14 protein-coding genes, 1 pseudogene and 1 riboswitch are annotated in these 16,041 nt (G+C 62.8%); of the genes and pseudogenes, 7 read left to right on the forward strand and 8 right to left on the reverse strand.

Annotation, left to right across the window (positions count from 1 at the left end):
• Window positions 1-13 precede the first annotated feature (13 nt).
• The 4 genes from mmsA to NKL04_RS21150 all read left to right on the forward strand — a co-directional run bounded on the left by mmsA (window position 14) and on the right by NKL04_RS21150 (window position 4,504).
• Window positions 14-1,546 carry a multiple monosaccharide ABC transporter ATP-binding protein gene (mmsA, locus tag NKL04_RS21135; RefSeq protein WP_031203726.1) on the forward strand — a complete coding sequence of 511 codons (1,533 nt, stop codon included), beginning with the start codon at window positions 14-16 and terminating at the stop codon, window positions 1,544-1,546.
• Window positions 1,543-2,829: a multiple monosaccharide ABC transporter permease gene (gene mmsB, locus NKL04_RS21140; protein ID WP_023669637.1), complete on the forward strand. Its 1,287-nt coding sequence runs from the start codon at window positions 1,543-1,545 to the stop codon at window positions 2,827-2,829. Before mmsA ends, mmsB begins: the two co-directional genes overlap by 4 nt.
• Before the next feature lie 202 nt (window positions 2,830-3,031).
• Complete coding sequence (gene araD1, locus NKL04_RS21145; protein ID WP_023699520.1) at window positions 3,032-4,027, forward strand: AraD1 family protein; 996 nt, start codon at window positions 3,032-3,034, stop codon at window positions 4,025-4,027.
• Between the two features lie 27 nt (window positions 4,028-4,054).
• Window positions 4,055-4,504, forward strand: coding sequence for a hypothetical protein (locus NKL04_RS21150; protein WP_031208887.1), 450 nt, complete (start codon window positions 4,055-4,057; stop codon window positions 4,502-4,504).
• A 16-nt stretch (window positions 4,505-4,520) separates the two neighbouring features.
• On the opposite strand, the gene NKL04_RS21155 is transcribed toward NKL04_RS21150, so the two are convergent.
• On the reverse strand, window positions 4,521-5,291 hold the full coding sequence (locus NKL04_RS21155; protein ID WP_023699518.1) for an ABC transporter substrate-binding protein: 771 nt from the start codon (window positions 5,289-5,291) through the stop codon (window positions 4,521-4,523).
• Between the two features lie 101 nt (window positions 5,292-5,392).
• Window positions 5,393-6,487: a 2'-deoxycytidine 5'-triphosphate deaminase gene (locus NKL04_RS21160; protein ID WP_023699517.1), complete on the reverse strand. Its 1,095-nt coding sequence runs from the start codon at window positions 6,485-6,487 to the stop codon at window positions 5,393-5,395.
• A gap of 140 nt (window positions 6,488-6,627) precedes the next feature.
• A riboswitch (SAM riboswitch) is annotated at window positions 6,628-6,705 on the forward strand.
• Between the two features lie 57 nt (window positions 6,706-6,762).
• Between NKL04_RS21160 and NKL04_RS21165 the strand changes: the two genes are divergently transcribed.
• A complete protein-coding gene (locus tag NKL04_RS21165) occupies window positions 6,763-7,953 on the forward strand; it encodes an O-succinylhomoserine sulfhydrylase (protein WP_023669633.1) in 1,191 nt (396 codons plus the stop codon).
• Window positions 7,954-7,964: 11 nt separating this feature from the next.
• Here NKL04_RS21165 and NKL04_RS21170 read toward each other — a convergent pair.
• Window positions 7,965-9,114: pseudogene (locus NKL04_RS21170) on the reverse strand (ceramide glucosyltransferase).
• A 222-nt stretch (window positions 9,115-9,336) separates the two neighbouring features.
• On the opposite strand from NKL04_RS21170, the gene apaG reads away from it, so the two are divergent.
• The gene (apaG, locus tag NKL04_RS21175; RefSeq protein WP_023681948.1) at window positions 9,337-9,729 is read left to right on the forward strand and encodes a Co2+/Mg2+ efflux facilitator ApaG/CorD; all 393 of its coding nucleotides are present in this window, start codon (window positions 9,337-9,339) and stop codon (window positions 9,727-9,729) included.
• Between the two features lie 186 nt (window positions 9,730-9,915).
• On the opposite strand, the gene NKL04_RS21180 is transcribed toward apaG, so the two are convergent.
• The 3 genes from NKL04_RS21180 to NKL04_RS21190 all read right to left on the reverse strand — a co-directional run bounded on the left by NKL04_RS21180 (window position 9,916) and on the right by NKL04_RS21190 (window position 13,185).
• Window positions 9,916-10,947 (reverse strand): Hsp33 family molecular chaperone, encoded by a 1,032-nt coding sequence (locus tag NKL04_RS21180; protein WP_031195623.1) that lies wholly within the window; start codon window positions 10,945-10,947, stop codon window positions 9,916-9,918.
• Between the two features lie 108 nt (window positions 10,948-11,055).
• A complete protein-coding gene (argF, locus tag NKL04_RS21185; protein WP_023699513.1) occupies window positions 11,056-11,967 on the reverse strand; it encodes an ornithine carbamoyltransferase in 912 nt (303 codons plus the stop codon).
• Between the two features lie 18 nt (window positions 11,968-11,985).
• Window positions 11,986-13,185 (reverse strand): aspartate aminotransferase family protein, encoded by a 1,200-nt coding sequence (locus tag NKL04_RS21190; RefSeq protein ID WP_023669628.1) that lies wholly within the window; start codon window positions 13,183-13,185, stop codon window positions 11,986-11,988.
• A gap of 358 nt (window positions 13,186-13,543) precedes the next feature.
• Between NKL04_RS21190 and NKL04_RS21195 the strand changes: the two genes are divergently transcribed.
• Complete coding sequence (locus tag NKL04_RS21195) at window positions 13,544-14,062, forward strand: GcrA family cell cycle regulator (protein ID WP_023669627.1); 519 nt, start codon at window positions 13,544-13,546, stop codon at window positions 14,060-14,062.
• 90 nt (window positions 14,063-14,152) lie between these two features.
• Here NKL04_RS21195 and NKL04_RS21200 read toward each other — a convergent pair whose 3' ends face one another.
• Both NKL04_RS21200 and phoU read right to left on the reverse strand, forming a co-directional pair.
• Entirely contained in the window at window positions 14,153-15,160 is a 1,008-nt protein-coding gene (locus NKL04_RS21200; protein ID WP_023669626.1) for a magnesium and cobalt transport protein CorA, read from the reverse strand.
• 95 nt (window positions 15,161-15,255) lie between these two features.
• Entirely contained in the window at window positions 15,256-15,978 is a 723-nt protein-coding gene (phoU, locus tag NKL04_RS21205) for a phosphate signaling complex protein PhoU (protein ID WP_023699512.1), read from the reverse strand.
• Between the last annotated feature and the right edge of the window lie 63 nt (window positions 15,979-16,041).

Here is a 16,041-nt window from a genome sequence, read left to right on the forward strand (position 1 = left end):
GGAGGAGCTTGCCCTGATGACGACGATTTTGGAGATGCGCGACATCACCAAGACGTTCCCCGGCGTGAAGGCGCTGTCGAACGTCAACCTCAGCGTCGAGGAAGGCGAGATCCACGCCGTGGTTGGCGAGAACGGCGCCGGCAAGTCGACGCTGATGAAGGTTCTGTCGGGCGTCTATCCCGCCGGCACATATGACGGCCAGATCATTTTTCAGGGTCAGGAATGCCAGTTCAAAGGTATCCATGACAGCGAACACAAGGGCATCGTCATCATCCACCAGGAGCTAGCGCTGGTGCCGATGCTGTCGATCACCGAGAATATCTTCCTCGGCAACGAAAACGCCCGATATGGCGTCATCGACTGGGATGCCAACGAGGCGCGCACCGCTGCCTTGTTGAAGAAGGTGGGCCTCAAGGAGGACCCCAAGACACTGATCACCAATATCGGCGTCGGCAAGCAGCAGTTGGTCGAGATCGCCAAGGCGCTGAGCAAGGACGTCAAGCTTTTGATCCTCGATGAGCCGACCGCGTCGCTCAGCGAGAAAGACAGCCAGGCGCTGCTCGATCTTCTGCTCGAATTCAAGCGACAAGGCATGACCTCGATCCTGATCTCGCACAAGCTCAACGAGATCAACCGGGTCGCCGACAAGGTAACCGTCATCCGTGACGGGCGCACCATCGAGACGCTGGCCAAGAAGGATATCTCCGAAGACCGCATCATCACCTCGATGGTCGGCCGTTCGCTCGACGACCGCTATCCGCCGCGCGAGCCCAAGATCGGCGAAGTCGTGTTCGAGGTGAAAAACTGGTCGGTCTATCACCCGCTCCATGCCGAGCGGCAGGTGATCAAGGGCATCGACCTCAATGTGCGCAAGGGCGAGGTGGTCGGCATCGCCGGGCTGATGGGCGCCGGCCGCACCGAATTCGCCATGAGCCTGTTCGGCCGCTCCTATGGCCGCCGCATCACCGGCGAAGTGCTGCTCAAGGGCAAGCCGGTCGATGTCTCCTCGGTAAGCAAGGCGGTCCAACACGGCATCGCCTATGTCACCGAGGACCGCAAGACCTACGGCCTCAACCTCATCGACCATATCAAGCATAACATTACGCTGGCCAATCTCGACGGCGTGTCGCGCCACAGCGTGATCGACGACATGCGCGAACTTGCGGTCGCCAACGACTATCGCAAGAAGACCAATATCCGTGCGTCAAGCGTCTATCAGATGACCGGCAATCTTTCCGGCGGCAACCAGCAGAAGGTGGTGCTGTCGAAATGGCTGTTTGCCGATCCTGACGTGCTGATCCTCGACGAGCCGACACGCGGCATCGATGTCGGCGCCAAGTATGAAATCTACACGATCATCGCGCGCCTTGCCTCGGAGGGTAAGGCGATCGTGGTCATCTCGTCGGAAATGCCGGAATTGCTGGGGATTACCGACCGCATCTACGTCATGAACGAAGGGCGCATGGTGGGCGAAATGCCGGCGGCGGAAGCAAGCCAGGAAAAGATAATGCGCGCCATCGTCCGGGGAGAAGGAAAAGCAGCATGAGCACCGAAAGCGCCCCCGCCCCGCAGGGCAACGTCGCCGACGAACAGCGCCCGCGCATCGCCGTCTCGGCGCTGGCGACGAATTTACGCGAATACGGACTGATCATAGCCCTGATCGTCATCATGCTGTTCTTCCAGTTCACCACGTCGGGGACGTTGTTCAAGCCGGTCAACCTCAGCAATCTGGTGCAGCAGAACTCCTTCATCATCGTGATGGCGCTGGGCATGCTGCTGGTGATCGTATCGGGCTATATCGACCTCAGCGTCGGATCGGTCGCCGGTTTCATTGGCGCGCTGGCGGCAAACATGATGGTCATCTGGCAACTCGGACCGCTGAGCAATCCCCTGGTGGTTTCGATCGTCTGCCTGGTCGCGGGTGGCCTGATCGGCGCCGCGCAAGGGTATTGGATCGCCTATCACCGGATACCGAGCTTCATTGTCACGCTGGCCGGAATGCTGATCTTCCGCGGCATTTGCCAGGCGTTGCTTGGCGGCGGCTCGTCGGTGGGTCCGCTTCCCGACGACTTCAAGATGCTCAGTTCCGGCTTCATCCCGGATGTGATCGGCCCACTGACGCTCGTCCCGCCGGTCGTGAACGCAGCCGGCAAGACCATCATGGGCAGCGGCGTGACCCTGCACATGACGACGGTCGTGCTGGGGCTGATCGCCGTGCTCGCCTATGCCTATTTCGGGGTCCGCACCCGGCGCAAACGAGAACGCCATGGTTATGAGGCCGAGCCCTTCACCCTGTTCGTCGTCAAGACGCTGGTCGCCAGCGCGCTGGCGCTGTTCCTGGTCTATGAGTTTGCCAGCTACCGCGGCCTGCCCGTGGTGCTGCTGGTCATGGGCGTGCTGATCACGCTGTTCGTCTTCGTCACCAAGCGCATGACCATCGGGAGGCGCATCTACGCCATGGGCGGCAATCCCAAGGCGGCGCAGCTGTCGGGCATCAACACCGAGCGGCTGACGCTGATGGTGTTCATCAATATGGGCGTGCTGTCGGCGCTTGGCGGCCTGATCATCGCGGCTCGTCTCGGCCAGGCGGTGCCGGCGGCGGGTCTCGGCTCGGAGCTCGATGTCATCGCCGCAGTGTTCATCGGCGGCGCCTCGGCGATGGGCGGCGTCGGCCAGGTTATCGGGGCGGTCGTCGGCGGCTTCATCATGGGCGTGATGAACAACGGCATGTCGATCATGGGCGTCAATGTCGACTGGCAGCAGGTGGTCAAAGGCCTGGTGCTGCTCGGCGCCGTGATCTTCGACGTCTACAACAAGAACAAGGCCTGACAAGCTTCAGGCGAGGCAAGCAGGAGGCATACGATCGCGGCGCAGCCGGCAAATTGTCGGCATAAGAAGTCCCCCGAGGGATCAAGCTCGCGAGCGCAATCCGGACGAAGAGTTCAACCCGTGGCGCGGCTAGGTCCGAGCCGCGCAGGTCAAGGTTTGCCAAGAGGCATCCAAGGCCAAGCACATGAGAGAGGATTTCATCATGCTAATCTCCCAGATCCTCGACGACGCCGAGACCATCCGCGTCGTCGCCCGCAATGGCGGCGGCAAGACCAGGATCATCAACGGCGCCCGCAGCGTCTATTCGCTGGCCCTGGAAGCCGCGCGCACCGGAACGGGCCTCGCCGCGCTGATCGAACGCAAGGGGTTCGGTGAAGCGATAGACCTCGACGCCATCTACAAGAAGGGCCGGCTGGAGTCGCCGATCAATCATCCCGATCCTGCGCATCTGCATCTGACCGGCACCGGCCTGACCCATCTCGGCTCGGCGGCGACACGCGATTCCATGCACAAGAAGCTCAGCGATGGCGGCGAGGAGCAGCTTACCGATTCCATGAAGATGTTCCGCATGGGGCTCGAAGGCGGCAAGCCGGCCAAGGGCCAGACCGGCGTGCAGCCGGAATGGTTCTACAAGGGCAACGGCACCATGGCGGTGGCGCCGGGCGCCGCACTGATGTCGCCGGCCTTTGCGCAGGACGCCGGCGAGGAGCCGGAAATCGCCGGCATCTATGTCATCGGCGACGACGGCGCGCCGTTCCGCGTCGGCTTCACGCTGTCGAACGAGTTTTCCGATCATGTTACCGAGCGGGTGAACTATCTGTTCCTGGCACATTCCAAACTGCGCAACGCCTCGTTCGGGCCGGAAATCCTGATCGGCGACCTGCCGGCCGACGTCAGGGGCTCATCGCGAATCTATCGCGACAGCAATTTGCTGTGGGAAAAGCCGTTCCTGTCGGGCGAAGCGAACATGTCGCACACAATCGCCAATCTCGAACATCATCACTTCAAATATTCGGCCTTCCGCCAGCCGGGCGACGTGCATGTGCACATGTTCGGCACGGCGACGCTGTCCTTTGCCGACGGCATCAAGACTCAGGCCGGCGACGTTTTCGAGATCGAGGCCGCGGATTTCGGCCTGCCGCTGCGCAACCCGCTGGAGATTGAGCAGCCGGTTAAGGTGGCGGTGAAGGCGCTTTGAGGCAGCATCACAATTCGGGAGCCGGAAATGAACGGAATGCGGCTTGTCATTGTGTTCACGGGCGTGGCCCTGTTCCTGACCCAACCGTCGGTGGCCTTTAGCGCCGGCCAGTGCAGCCCGAAGTCCTATCGTGAAGCCCGTTTGGCGATGACGAGCCGTCTTCTAGCAACCGGCTATTCGAAAGCCCAGGTGAGCTTTCTGATGCGCAACACGGATCACATGACATCAGCGCTTCGCGGCGACAGGCTGAACAACAATGGCAAGGTCTGCGGCATCGACTCCGCCAAGGCCCATGTCCTCGGTTGCCTCGACAAGCAGTTGTTCCCGTTGAAGCGCGGCTCAAACGCTTCGCTCGACGAGGTCAAACTGACCGAAGGCTTTTGGGGCAGGAAACGTTTGGCCGCACGCGAACTGCTGTTTATCGGCCATTTTCATGCCTGCCTTGGCGCCGCGAAATCGTATCTCTTTCGCGGCTGACGCCGGCGGACGGGACTCAATAGATATCGAAATCGAAATACTTGGCCTGGATCTTCTTGTAAGTGCCGTCGGCGACGATGGCGTCTATCGCCGCGTTGAGCTTGTCGCGAAGTGCCGTGTCCTCCAGGCGGACAGCGATGCCGGCTTGCGTCTCGGTGCCCTTGACGTCACCGACAAGCTTGCAGCAGCCGTCGCTCGCCTTCTTCAGCCAGTCCATCAGCACGAATTTGTCGGAGATGACGGCGTCGAGACGGCCGTTCTGCAAGTCGGTGATCGCCTCTTCCTGGGTGGGGTAGAGTTTCGCCTCGGCGCCGGCCTTGCCATAGGCGTCCTGCGCATAGTCGGCCTGGGTGGTCGAGGCCTGCGCGCCCACCGTCTTGCCGGCAAGGGCTGCCGGTTCGGTGGAAGTGAGGTCGCTGTCCTTCGGCGCCACCAGCGCCAGCGGCGTCGTGTAGTATTTGTTGGTGAAGGCGACCTGTTTCTTGCGCTCCTCGGTGATGCTCATCGAGGCGATGATGGCGTCGAACTTTTTCGCCTGCAGCGCCGGGATGATGCCGTCCCAGTCCTGGGTGACGATCTCGCACTCGACCTTCATCTGCGCACACAGCGCATTGGCAATGTCGATGTCGAAGCCCTCGATCTTGCCGTCCGCGGTGATGGTGTTGAAGGGCGGATAAGCGCCCTCGGTGCCGATCTTCAATTTCTCCTGCGCCTCAGCCAGCGAGCCGGCCGATATCACCAGCATGGCAGCGCTCGCTGCCGATATGATCCATCTTGAAATCTGCATCTTGGTTCCCCTTGCGCGCCGTTCTCTTGCCGGCCACCGAAAGGCAGCCAAGCATGGTGAGGCAGCGCAGGCAAGTATTTTGCCTGACGGTGATCGAAGGTTCAGCCGGCGGGGCGGAAATGCTTGGAGAGCTTGAGGCCTTGCGCCTGGTAATTCGAGCCGAGATCGGTGCCGTAAAGCGCCTGCGGCCGCTTCAGCATGTGTTCGTAGACCAGCCGGCCGACAATCTGGCCGTGGTCGAGGATGAACGGCACTTCGTGGCTGCGCACTTCGAGCACCGCCCGGCTGCCGGTGCCGCCTGAGGCCGAATGGCCGAAGCCCGGATCGAAGAAGCCGGCATAGTGAACACGGAATTCGCCAACCAGCGGATCGAAGGGCGTCATCTCGGCGGCGTAGAGCGGCGGCACGTGCACGGCTTCGCGGCTGACCAGGATGTAGAACTCGTCCGGGTCGAGCACCAGTTCGCCGGCGCCGCTCTTATAGAGCGGCTCCCAGAAATCGACGGCATCCTGGGCGGCGCGCTTGTCGACATCGACCAAGCCGGTGTGATGCTTGCCGCGATAGCCGACCAGGCCGTTCTGGTCGCCGTCAAGATCGATCGACAGCGCAATGCCGCCGCCGGAAATGTTGGGCGGCTCGGTCGCCACCAGCATCTCGGCGCGGTGCAATTCGTTCAGTTCTGCCTCCGACAACAGCGCGTTGCCAGTGCGAAAGCGGATCTGCGACAGCCTCGATCCGGCGCGTACGACGATCGGGAAGGTGCGTGGACTGACTTCGAGATAAAGCGGCCCGTGATAGCCGGGGGCGATCTTGTCGAACTCATGGCCGCGATCGGTCATCACCCGGGTGAAGATGTCGAGCCGGCCGGTCGAGCTCTTCGGGTTGGCCGAGGCCGACACGTTTGCGGGCAGCGCCAGGCTTTCGAGCAGCGGCACGATGTAGACGCAGCCGGTTTCCAGCACCGCGCCCTCGGCGAGACTGAATTCGTGCAATTTCAGCCGGTGAAGCTTGTCGGCCACCAGATGATCGGGACCCGGCAGGAAGGAGGCGCGCACGCGAAAAGCCTTGTCGCCGAGCCTGAGATCGAGGCTCGCCGGCTGCACCTGGTCGACATCGAGCGCGCGCGGCGACTTCAGCGCGCCGGACTGAAACAGCGCGGAAATGTCCTGATCGGGAAGAATGCCTGTCTGCCGCAAAAGGCTGGCTCCGCTCCAAGGTCGGTCTCTTTGTGGCAGGTTCTTGCCGCAAAACCGCTGGATATTGTTGCGGAACCTGCCTAGTACAAACCTCTTAATGAAGCCGGCAATTGACGCAAGCGCAGGTGAGGTCTAAAGGGTCGTTATCCCGTGGTGATTTGGCCGGTCGGCTTGCAGCCACGTTAAACAAGTCGCTAAAGGACCGTCGGGCCGCAAGGCCATATGGACCGGTTGCGACTTTCGCGGCCGGTTTTTTTGTGTCTGGAACAAAAGCGATGAGCACCAAGAAGCGTAACTGGAAACCTCAGACCGCACTCGTGCACGGGGGAACGCTGCGTTCCCAGTTCGGCGAGACGTCCGAAGCGATGTACCTCACCCAAGGCTATGTCTACGAGACGGCGCAGGCTGCCGAGGCCCGTTTCAAGGGCGAGGAGCCGGGCTTCATCTATTCGCGCTATGCCAACCCTACCGTCGACATGTTCGAAAAGCGCATGTGCGCGCTGGAGGGTGCCGAAGATGCGCGCGCCACGGCGTCCGGCATGGCTGCGGTGACGGCAGCGCTCCTGTGCAGCGCCAAGGCCGGCGACCATATCGTTGCGGCGCGCGCGCTGTTCGGCTCCTGCCGCTGGGTGGTGGAGACGCTGGCGCCGAAATACGGCATCGAGGCAACGCTGGTCGACGGCACCGACATCGCCAACTGGGAAAAGGCGGTGCGGCCGAACACGAAACTGTTCTTCCTGGAAAGCCCGACCAATCCGACGCTGGAAGTGGTCGACATCGCAGCGGTGGCGGCGCTCGCCACCTCGATCGGCGCCAGGCTGATCGTCGACAATGTCTTTGCCACGCCCTTGCAGCAGAAGCCCTTGCAGCTCGGCGCCCATATCGTCGTCTACTCCGCGACCAAGCACATTGACGGCCAGGGACGCTGTCTCGGCGGCATCATCCTGTCGGACAAGAAATGGATCGACGAGAATTTGCACGACTATTTCCGCCACACCGGCCCGAGCCTGTCGCCGTTCAACGCCTGGACGCTGCTCAAGGGCCTGGAGACGCTGCCGGTTCGGGTGCGCCAGCAGACGGAAAGCGCGGCCAAGATCGCGGATTTCCTGGCAGGACGGCCGGAAATCGCCCGCGTGATCTATCCCGGCCGCGCCGACCACCCGCAGGCCGACATCGTCAAGAAGCAGATGACGGGCGGATCGACGCTGATCTGCCTCGACGTGAAGGGCGGCAAGCAGGCGGCCTTCGCCTTGCAGAACGCGCTCGACATCGTGCTGATCTCCAACAATCTCGGCGACGCCAAGAGCCTGATCACCCATCCGGCGACCACCACGCACAAGAACCTCAGCGACGAAGCTCGCGCCGAGCTTGGCATCGGGCCGGGAACGCTCAGGCTGTCGGTCGGTCTTGAGGATACGGACGATCTGCTGGAGGACGTTGCGCAGGCGCTGAAGGCAGCCGGGTAGGCCGCGAGGCGTCACGCTCCCGACGAAGCCTCTTCCAGCTCGGCCGTCTTGGTGCCGATGATCATGGTGTTGCCGCCAATCGACGGCGCCGCTCAGCCAGCCGCGCGCCCAGATGGCGGGAAGCATCATGTCGCGGACCATCATCGCCGGGACCATGCGCAGCGACAGATGCCAGCCCTTGGCCGCGGCCAGCGCGCATTCGGGAATGTAGGCCGCCGCCAGCACGGCCAACACCGTGGCCGGCAGGCTGATGCCGGCACTTGCTGCCGCCACCAGCGCCAACGCCAACGGCACGGCGACGCCGGTCAGGATCTCGGGTGCGAAAAACAGCGGGAAAGTGACGCGGCGCAACCGCGCCCAGCGCGCCTGACGCGACCAGATGTCGGCAAGTCGGCGCTGCCCCAGTGGTTGCTCGAAAGGCGAGGCAACGAGATTGACGCGCAGGCCCAGTCCGTTGACCAGCTTGGTTGCAGCAGCATCCTCGGCGATCTCGGCGGCCAGCGCGCGGATACCGCCATTGGTATCGAGCATCGGCTTGTTCCACAGCATGCTCTTGCCCTGGGCAAAGCCGAGGCCAAGCGCCTCGCCGGCATATTGCCAGCGCGCCTGCAGCGTGTTGAGGAACGCGCATTCGACCTCGGCCCAGAAGCCTTCCGGCCGCGAGCCGATCGGCGTCGAGCAGATAAGCCCGGTATTGGTCCGCCAGGCCGCCATCAGGTGCTGGACGTAATCCCTAGGCATCAGCACGTTGGAATCCGCCAGAATAACCCAATGATTGCGCGCCGCTTCCCAGCCCTTGACGCAGTTGTTGAGCTTCGGGTTGCTGCTGACGCGGTCGTCGCCGATCAGCAGCCGGGCCGGCACGTTGGGAAACAGGACGATCGCCCTGTTTATCAGTTTGACGACGGGATCGTCGGCGTGAGCGACGCAGAAGATCAGTTCGTAGCGCGGCCAGTCGAGCGAGAAGGCTCGCTGCAGCGTCTCTTGTGTGAACGGCTCCACGCCGCGCGACGGCACGACGATCGAGACCGGTGGCTGCTCGTTGGACGGCGGGGGGATGAGACGGCGCGCTTGCAGTTTCGACGAAGCAAGCAGGATGCTGGCGAGATTGGAAAGAAGCAAAGCGGAGGAGGCGAAGGCGGCTGTGAGAGCTGGTTCCATCGAGATCTGGTCACTCCGGAAAGGCCGCTCGCGGCTGCTTTGTCAGTCGACAGATGGGCCTTGAGTCGCCGGCAAGGTTTGCGCACACCAACATTGTCATGTGTCACTTAAATGACATTGTTTGTCGGCACCTCCGCTTTGAGGCTGGCAGGACATGCCGTTGTGCGCGTATCAAACCGCATAGCGCGACAAATGTTCCTTGCCGCGCAACCGGAGCAGCCCATGTATCGCGCCGTCACGCGCAACATCGAAGTGCAGGTCAGACCGTTCTACCTGGAGGACCGCTCGGACCCGGCGGAGAACCGTTATGTCTGGGGCTACCAGGTGACGATCGACAACCAGTCGGACGATTTCGTGCAGCTTATGTCGCGTTACTGGCACATCACCGACGGCAGCGGCCGGATCGAGGAAGTGCGCGGCGCCGGCGTGGTCGGCGACCAGCCTGAGCTCAATCCCGGCGACAGCTATCAATACACGTCAGGCTGCCCGCTCTCGACGCCCTCCGGCTTCATGGTCGGCCACTACACCATGCGCAACAAAAAGGGCGAGACGTTCGACGTCGCTATTCCCGCGTTTTCGCTGGATCTGCCGGGGACGCGGCGGACGGTGAATTAGGGGTTTTCTCCCCATCTCTATACGGGGAGGAATGCCCGGCAGTGCAACGAGGGGCGCCGCCGGACTCATGAGGTTATCTTCCACGCACATGACGTAGGCTATGCGCGGCCATTCACCAAAGTTCGCGCTGCCCCTCATCCGCCCTTCGGGCACCTTCTCCCCGTGAACGGGGAGAAGGAAGAGATGCTACTGAGTTGCAAACTCCGCCGGGTCGAAGTCGTACTGCTTCGAGCAGAACTCGCAGGCGACGTGGATGCCGCCATCTTCGGTGCTGTCCTTGATCTCCTGCGCGGAAAACCCCTCGAGGATGCCGCGTATCTTGTCCCTTGAGCAGGAACATTGGTCGGCGACCGGCACGCCGCCGAAGACGCGCACGCCATGTTCGTGGAACAGCCTGTAGAGCAGCCGCTCGGCGCCGATGGTCGGGTCGATCAGCTCGGTCGGCTCGATGGTGCCGAGCAGCGCCACCAGCTCGCGCCACGAATTGTCGGCCGGCTCCTGCGTCACGTCACGCGGATCGCCGTCGCCGCCCGAAATGTCGGGCACGCGCATGCGCTCGGGTGACTGCGGCAGGAACTGCGCCAGGATACCGCCGGCGCGCCACTGCTCGCGCGCACCGCCGGGGCCGGGCGTCAGCAGCTTGGCCACCGACAGCCGGAGGTCGGTCGGGATCTGCTCCGACTGGCGGAAATAGGTGCGCGCGGCGTCTTCCAGCGTCTCGCCGTCGAGCTGGACGATGCCCTGATAGCGCTGCGTGTGCGCGCCTTGGTCGATGGTCAGCGCCAAAACGCCGCTGCCCAGCAGCGTCTGCTGCGAGGTCTGGCCTGCGGCCACCAGGGCCTCCAGCCGGTCGGCATCGAAGCGCGCATAGGCGCGCAATGCCGAGGGCGTGGAGAAATCCGCGACCAGCATGTCGACAGGCCCGTCGGTGCGGGTCTGCAGGATGAACTTGCCTTCAAATTTGAGCGAAGTGCCGAGCAGCACCGTCAGCACACAGGCTTCCGCCAGCAGGCGGGCGACCGGCTCGGGATAGTCATGACGGTTGAGGATGGCGTCGAGCATCGGCCCGAGCTGCACGGTGCGGCCGCGCACGTCGAGCGGGCCTACCTCGAAGGGCACGACATGATCGTCGCCGGCATAGCCGAACTCGCCGAGTTTGGGGTGATGTTCAGTCACTTGATGCGTTTCCAACATGACAAAGCTCCAGGGCGCGGCCATGCGGCCCGGAGGGGTGCATGCGTCCAAACGCGCTTGATTTGCGTGATGGGGCGCAAATAGGCATCGCGCCGCCCCGGATCAAGCGCTTGGAGAGCAAGCGCCTGGAGATCAAGCGCCCAGACACCAGGCCAAAACCGCCTTCTGGGCGTGGAGCCGGTTCTCGGCTTCGTCGAAGACCACCGAATGCGGACCGTCGATGACCTCGTCGGTGACTTCCTCGCCGCGATGCGCCGGCAGGCAGTGCATGAACAGGGCGTCGGGCTTGGCCCTCGCCATCAGCGCCGCATTGACCTGATAGGGCGAGAAGACATTGTGGCCGCGGGCGCGGTGTTCCTGGCCCATCGACACCCAGCAGTCGGTGACGATGCAGTCGGCTTGGTCGACGGCTTCCTCGGGCGAGCGGGTGAAGTGCAGCTTGCCGCCATTGGACTTCGACCAGTCGATGTGCTTCTGCGCCGGCTCGCTGCCTTCCGGCACGGCGACATTGAGGTTGAAGCGGAACCGCGCCGAGGCCTCGAGCAGCGAATGCAGCACGTTGTTGCCGTCGCCGGTCCAGGCGATGGTCTTGCCGGCAACCGGACCGCGATGCTCCTCGAAGGTCATGATGTCGGCCATCAGCTGACAGGGATGGGTGTCGTCGGTCAGCCCGTTGATGACCGGAATCGTGGCATTCTCGGTCAGCTCGAGCAGCCGCTCATGCGACGTGGTGCGGATCATGATGGCGTCGACATAGCGCGACAGCACCTTGGCGGTGTCGGCAATGGTCTCGGAGCGGCCGAGCTGCATTTCGGTGCCGGTCAGCATGATGGTCTCGCCGCCGAGCTGTCGCATGCCGACGTCGAAGGACACGCGCGTGCGCGTCGACGGCTTGTCGAAGATCATGGCCAGCACCTTGCCTTCGAGCGGTCTGGTCCGTTCGCCGGCCTTGAGGCGCGCCTTGCGCACCACCGCATCGTCCAGCATCAGGCGCAGATCGCCTTCGGAAACGGCGGAAAGATCGGTGAAATGGCGAAGGCTCATCGGGAATGGTTCTCGGGATTACTTCGCGGCGGCCGCGGCGATGGCGTCGGTCAGGCCCTTGGCGCCGGCGCGGATGCGATCGAGCGCTTCACCGATCTCGGCGTCGGTGACGGTCAGCGGCGGCAGCAGACGAATGACGTTGTCGCCTGCCGGCACCGCCAGCAGATGCTGGTCGCGCAGCGCCATGTTGACCTTGGTGTTGGGCATGGCGCATTTCAGGCCAAGCATCAGGCCGCTGCCCCTGATGCCTTCGATGACATCAGGAAATTCGTCGGCGACCGCCGCCAGGCCCTGCTTCATCAGCAATGCCTTGCGCTGGACGTCTTCGAGGAAGCCGTCTTCCAGCACGACGTCGAGCACAGCGTTGCCGACCGCCATGGCCAGCGGATTGCCGCCGAAAGTGGTGCCATGCACGCCTGCCGTCATGCCGACGACAGCGTCGTCGGTGGCGAGGCACGCGCCCATCGGAAAGCCGCCGCCAATGCCTTTGGCAATCGCCATGATGTCGGGCGTCACGCCGGTCCATTCATGCGCGAACAGCTTTCCGGTGCGACCGATACCGCACTGGACCTCATCGAAGATCAGCAGCAGGCCGTGCTGGTCGCAGAGCTGCCGCAGCCGTTTCAAGGATTGCGTCGGCACCGGGCGGATGCCGCCCTCGCCTTGCACCGGTTCGATCAGGATCGCGGCGGTCTCTGGTGTGATCGCCTTTTCGGCGGCGTCGATGTCGTCGAAGCCGACCTGGTCGAAGCCTTCGACCTTGGGCCCAAAACCTTCGAGATATTTGTACTGGCCGCCGGCGGCGATGGTCGCCAGCGTGCGGCCGTGGAAGGCGCCTTCGAAGGTGACGACCCGGAAGCGCTCGGGATGGCCCTTGACGAACTGGTAGCGCCGCGCCGTCTTGATCGCGCATTCGAGCGCCTCGGCGCCGGAATTGGTGAAGAACACCTTGTCGGCGAAGGTGGCGTCAGCCAGCCGCTCGCCGAGCCGGGTCTGCCCCGGGATCTCGTAGAGATTGGAGACGTGCCAGAGCTTGGCCGCCTGTTCGGTCAGCGCCGAGACCAGATGCGGATGGCTGTGGCCCAACGAATTGACCGCGATGCCGCCAGCGAAATCGAGATATCGCTCGCCCTTGTCGGTAACCAGCCAGGTGCCTTCGCCATGATCGAAGGCCAAAGGGGCGCGGGCAAAGGTCTCGTAAAGCGCCGAACCGCTCATTATATGCGTCTCCGGTACCGGAAAAATCAAAAAAGCCGCCAAAGCGGCGGCCTTTGCGGCTTATCGTGTTTTTCGGCCATGAAGTCAACGAAAACGTCGTGCAGAGGCGCGTGGCCAGCTCCCGACGAGACGCCGGCTCATAAGCGACCGGGCAAGTTGGGGAAAACCTAAAAAACCGATTCGTGTTGCACCTGGGACTCTTGTCACCGAGTCAACACATGAGGTAATTGTAGTCGGGAAATAACTAGATTTCGTGCGGCGGACCTAATCACCTAATATATGTGGTGTCTGCCCCGGCAAAGATTGCCGGGTCGGGAACGGATTCCGGCTGCCGCACACATAGCAGGAGCGCGGTCTCATGAACTGGACTGACGAGCGGGTCGAACTTCTCAGGAAACTGTGGTCGGAGGGCTTGAGCGCAAGCCAGATCGCCGCCCAACTCGGCGGGGTCAGCCGCAACGCGGTCATCGGCAAGGTGCACCGGCTGAAGCTGTCGGGCCGCGGACGCTCGACCGCAACGCCGGCGCGTCAGAAGAAGACAACGCAGGGATCTTCGATCCAGAAATCGGTGCCTCGCGCCGCAACCACGCAGCGCCATGTCACGACGTCGATCGGGGCGAACGCGCTGCAGGCGCAGTTCGACGCCGAGCCAGTGGCGCGCCACTACATCCGCCCGGTCGAAAACGTCGTCGTGCCGATCTCGCGGCATCTGCAGCTCACCGATCTCACCGAGCGCACCTGCAAATGGCCGAATGGCGACCCGCTGTCGGAAGACTTCAACTTCTGCGGCAACGAGGCGGCTGAAACCGGACCTTACTGCAAGTACCACGCAAGGGTGGCGTTCCAGCCGGCTTCAGAGCGGCGCAGAAGCCGGTAGTTAGGAATAGGGATTGGGGACTGGGCAGTAGGGAATGGGGTAGCGCTCGTGAGGCGCTACCTTATTCTGCCTACTGCCTACTGCCTACCATCACAGCCACCCACTCTTCCGAAATCGCCAATACAAAAACGAGCAGATCAGCGCGATCGAGACCAATACGACGGGATAGCCGTATTGCATCTTCAGCTCCGGCATGTCGTCGAAATTCATGCCGTAAATGCCGGCGAGCGCCGTCGGCACCGCCAGGATCGCGGCCCATGAGGCCAGCTTCTTGGTGTTCGCGGTTTCCTGGCTCTGGCCGACCAGCAGGCTGGCTTCGAAAGCGAAGGCCAGAACCTCGCGCAGGCTGTCGATCTTTTCCTGCACGGTGCGGATATGATCGGTGACATCGCGAAACAGCGGATGCATGGCGGTATGGATCTGCGGCAGGTCGGCGCTGGTCAGCCGGCGGCAGACCTCGACCAGCGGCAGCGCCGCATTGCGCAGGCGCAACAGATCGCGGCGCAGCATGTAGAGCCGCTCGATGTCGGGACCGGTCATCGGCTTCAGCAGCACCCTGTCCTCGATCGCCTCGACCTCGTCCTCGATCTGCTCGAGCACCGGCATGTAGTTGTCGACGATGAAGTCGAGAATGGCGTAGAGGACGAAATCCTCGCCCTTGGCCAGTGAGTGCGGACAGCTTTCCCAGTGCTGGCGCACGGCGGCGTATGAGGTCGAGGGACCATGCCTGACGCTGACGATATAGCCTGAGCCGACGAACAGATGCGTCTCGCCGAAGGTGACGCGTCCGTCGATCAGCTGTGCAGTGCGGGCAACGATGAACAGCGCATCGCCATATTGCTCGATCTTCGGCCGCTGGTGCGGATGTTCGGCGTCTTCAATCGCCAGCTCATGCAAATGGAATTGCGCCTTGACGCGCAGCAGAAGCTCGCGGTCGGGTTCGAGCAGCCCGATCCAGACGACATGGCCCGACTTCTTGGCCCATTCACCGGCTTCCTCGATCGGAATGTCGGCGATGCGCTTGCCGGCGGTGTAGACGCTCGACGCGATGATGCCGGACGATGCCGGCGCCGGCTTGAACTCTCGGACATATTCCATCGCAGCCTCCTGAGCGCCTGGCCTTGGCCAGGAACCGAGACGCTAACATCCGGGTAGTTTAGCGCAATATGATTAAGCGTTCGAGGGGTGCGCGATCACTTCACCGGCAGCGCCGGAAAGGCAATCTTGTCGGTCTTGTCGCCCTTGGGACGCTCGGCCGGCAACTGCTCGCCGGTGACGATGTAGTAGATCGTCTCGGCAATGTTGGTGGCGTGGTCGCCGATGCGCTCGATGTTCTTGGCGCAAAACAGCAGATGCGTGCACGGCGTGATGTTGCGCGGATCTTCCATCATGTAGGTCAAAAGCTCGCGAAACAGCGAGGTGTACATGGCGTCGATCTGGTCGTCGCGGTCGCGAACGAAGCCTATTTTCTCGACCGAGCGCGAGGCATAGACGTCGAGCACTTCCTTGAGCTGGGTCAAAGCGAGTTCGGCCAGCGCCTCGAGGCCGCGAAACAGGCTGGTCGGCTGGCTGCCGTCAATGACGCTGACCACACGCTTGGCGACGTTCTTGGCGAGGTCACCGACCCGTTCGAGGTCGGCCGAAATGCGGATGGCGCCGACGATCTCGCGCAGATCCGTCGCCATGGGCTGGCGCTTGGCGATGATGACGATGGCTTTGTCGTCGATTTCGCGCTGGCCATCGTCAAGCACGATGTCGTCACGAATGACCTTCTGGGCGAGGCCGGGATCGGCATTGACCAGCGCCTGGATCGCCTGCTCGACCATGCGCTCAGCATGGCCGCCCATCGCAGCGATGCGCTTCGCCAGGTATTTCAGCTCTTCGTCATAGGCGCTGACAATGTGTACGGACTGCATGGGCGAAATGCCTTCCTTAAATCTTTGGCCTTTTGAGTCGTTTTCCTCGACCCTGTGCTGATA

This window comes from Mesorhizobium sp. C264A (assembly GCF_040324515.1).
Lineage (GTDB): Bacteria > Pseudomonadota > Alphaproteobacteria > Rhizobiales > Rhizobiaceae > Mesorhizobium.

What these genes read in the sequence shown, in the direction of transcription:
- mmsB (WP_023669637.1), top strand. Translation starts at nt 1,543, where the DNA reads ATGAGCACCGAAAGCGCCCCCGCCCCGCAGGGCAACGTCGCCGACGAA.
- araD1 (WP_023699520.1), top strand. Translation starts at nt 3,032, where the DNA reads ATGCTAATCTCCCAGATCCTCGACGACGCCGAGACCATCCGCGTCGTC.
- NKL04_RS21150 (WP_031208887.1), top strand. Translation starts at nt 4,055, where the DNA reads ATGAACGGAATGCGGCTTGTCATTGTGTTCACGGGCGTGGCCCTGTTC.
- NKL04_RS21155 (WP_023699518.1), bottom strand. Translation starts at nt 5,291, where the DNA reads ATGCAGATTTCAAGATGGATCATATCGGCAGCGAGCGCTGCCATGCTG.
- NKL04_RS21165 (WP_023669633.1), top strand. Translation starts at nt 6,763, where the DNA reads ATGAGCACCAAGAAGCGTAACTGGAAACCTCAGACCGCACTCGTGCAC.
- apaG (WP_023681948.1), top strand. Translation starts at nt 9,337, where the DNA reads ATGTATCGCGCCGTCACGCGCAACATCGAAGTGCAGGTCAGACCGTTC.
- NKL04_RS21180 (WP_031195623.1), bottom strand. Translation starts at nt 10,947, where the DNA reads ATGGCCGCGCCCTGGAGCTTTGTCATGTTGGAAACGCATCAAGTGACT.
- argF (WP_023699513.1), bottom strand. Translation starts at nt 11,967, where the DNA reads ATGAGCCTTCGCCATTTCACCGATCTTTCCGCCGTTTCCGAAGGCGAT.
- NKL04_RS21190 (WP_023669628.1), bottom strand. Translation starts at nt 13,185, where the DNA reads ATGAGCGGTTCGGCGCTTTACGAGACCTTTGCCCGCGCCCCTTTGGCC.
- NKL04_RS21195 (WP_023669627.1), top strand. Translation starts at nt 13,544, where the DNA reads ATGAACTGGACTGACGAGCGGGTCGAACTTCTCAGGAAACTGTGGTCG.
- NKL04_RS21200 (WP_023669626.1), bottom strand. Translation starts at nt 15,160, where the DNA reads ATGGAATATGTCCGAGAGTTCAAGCCGGCGCCGGCATCGTCCGGCATC.
- phoU (WP_023699512.1), bottom strand. Translation starts at nt 15,978, where the DNA reads ATGCAGTCCGTACACATTGTCAGCGCCTATGACGAAGAGCTGAAATAC.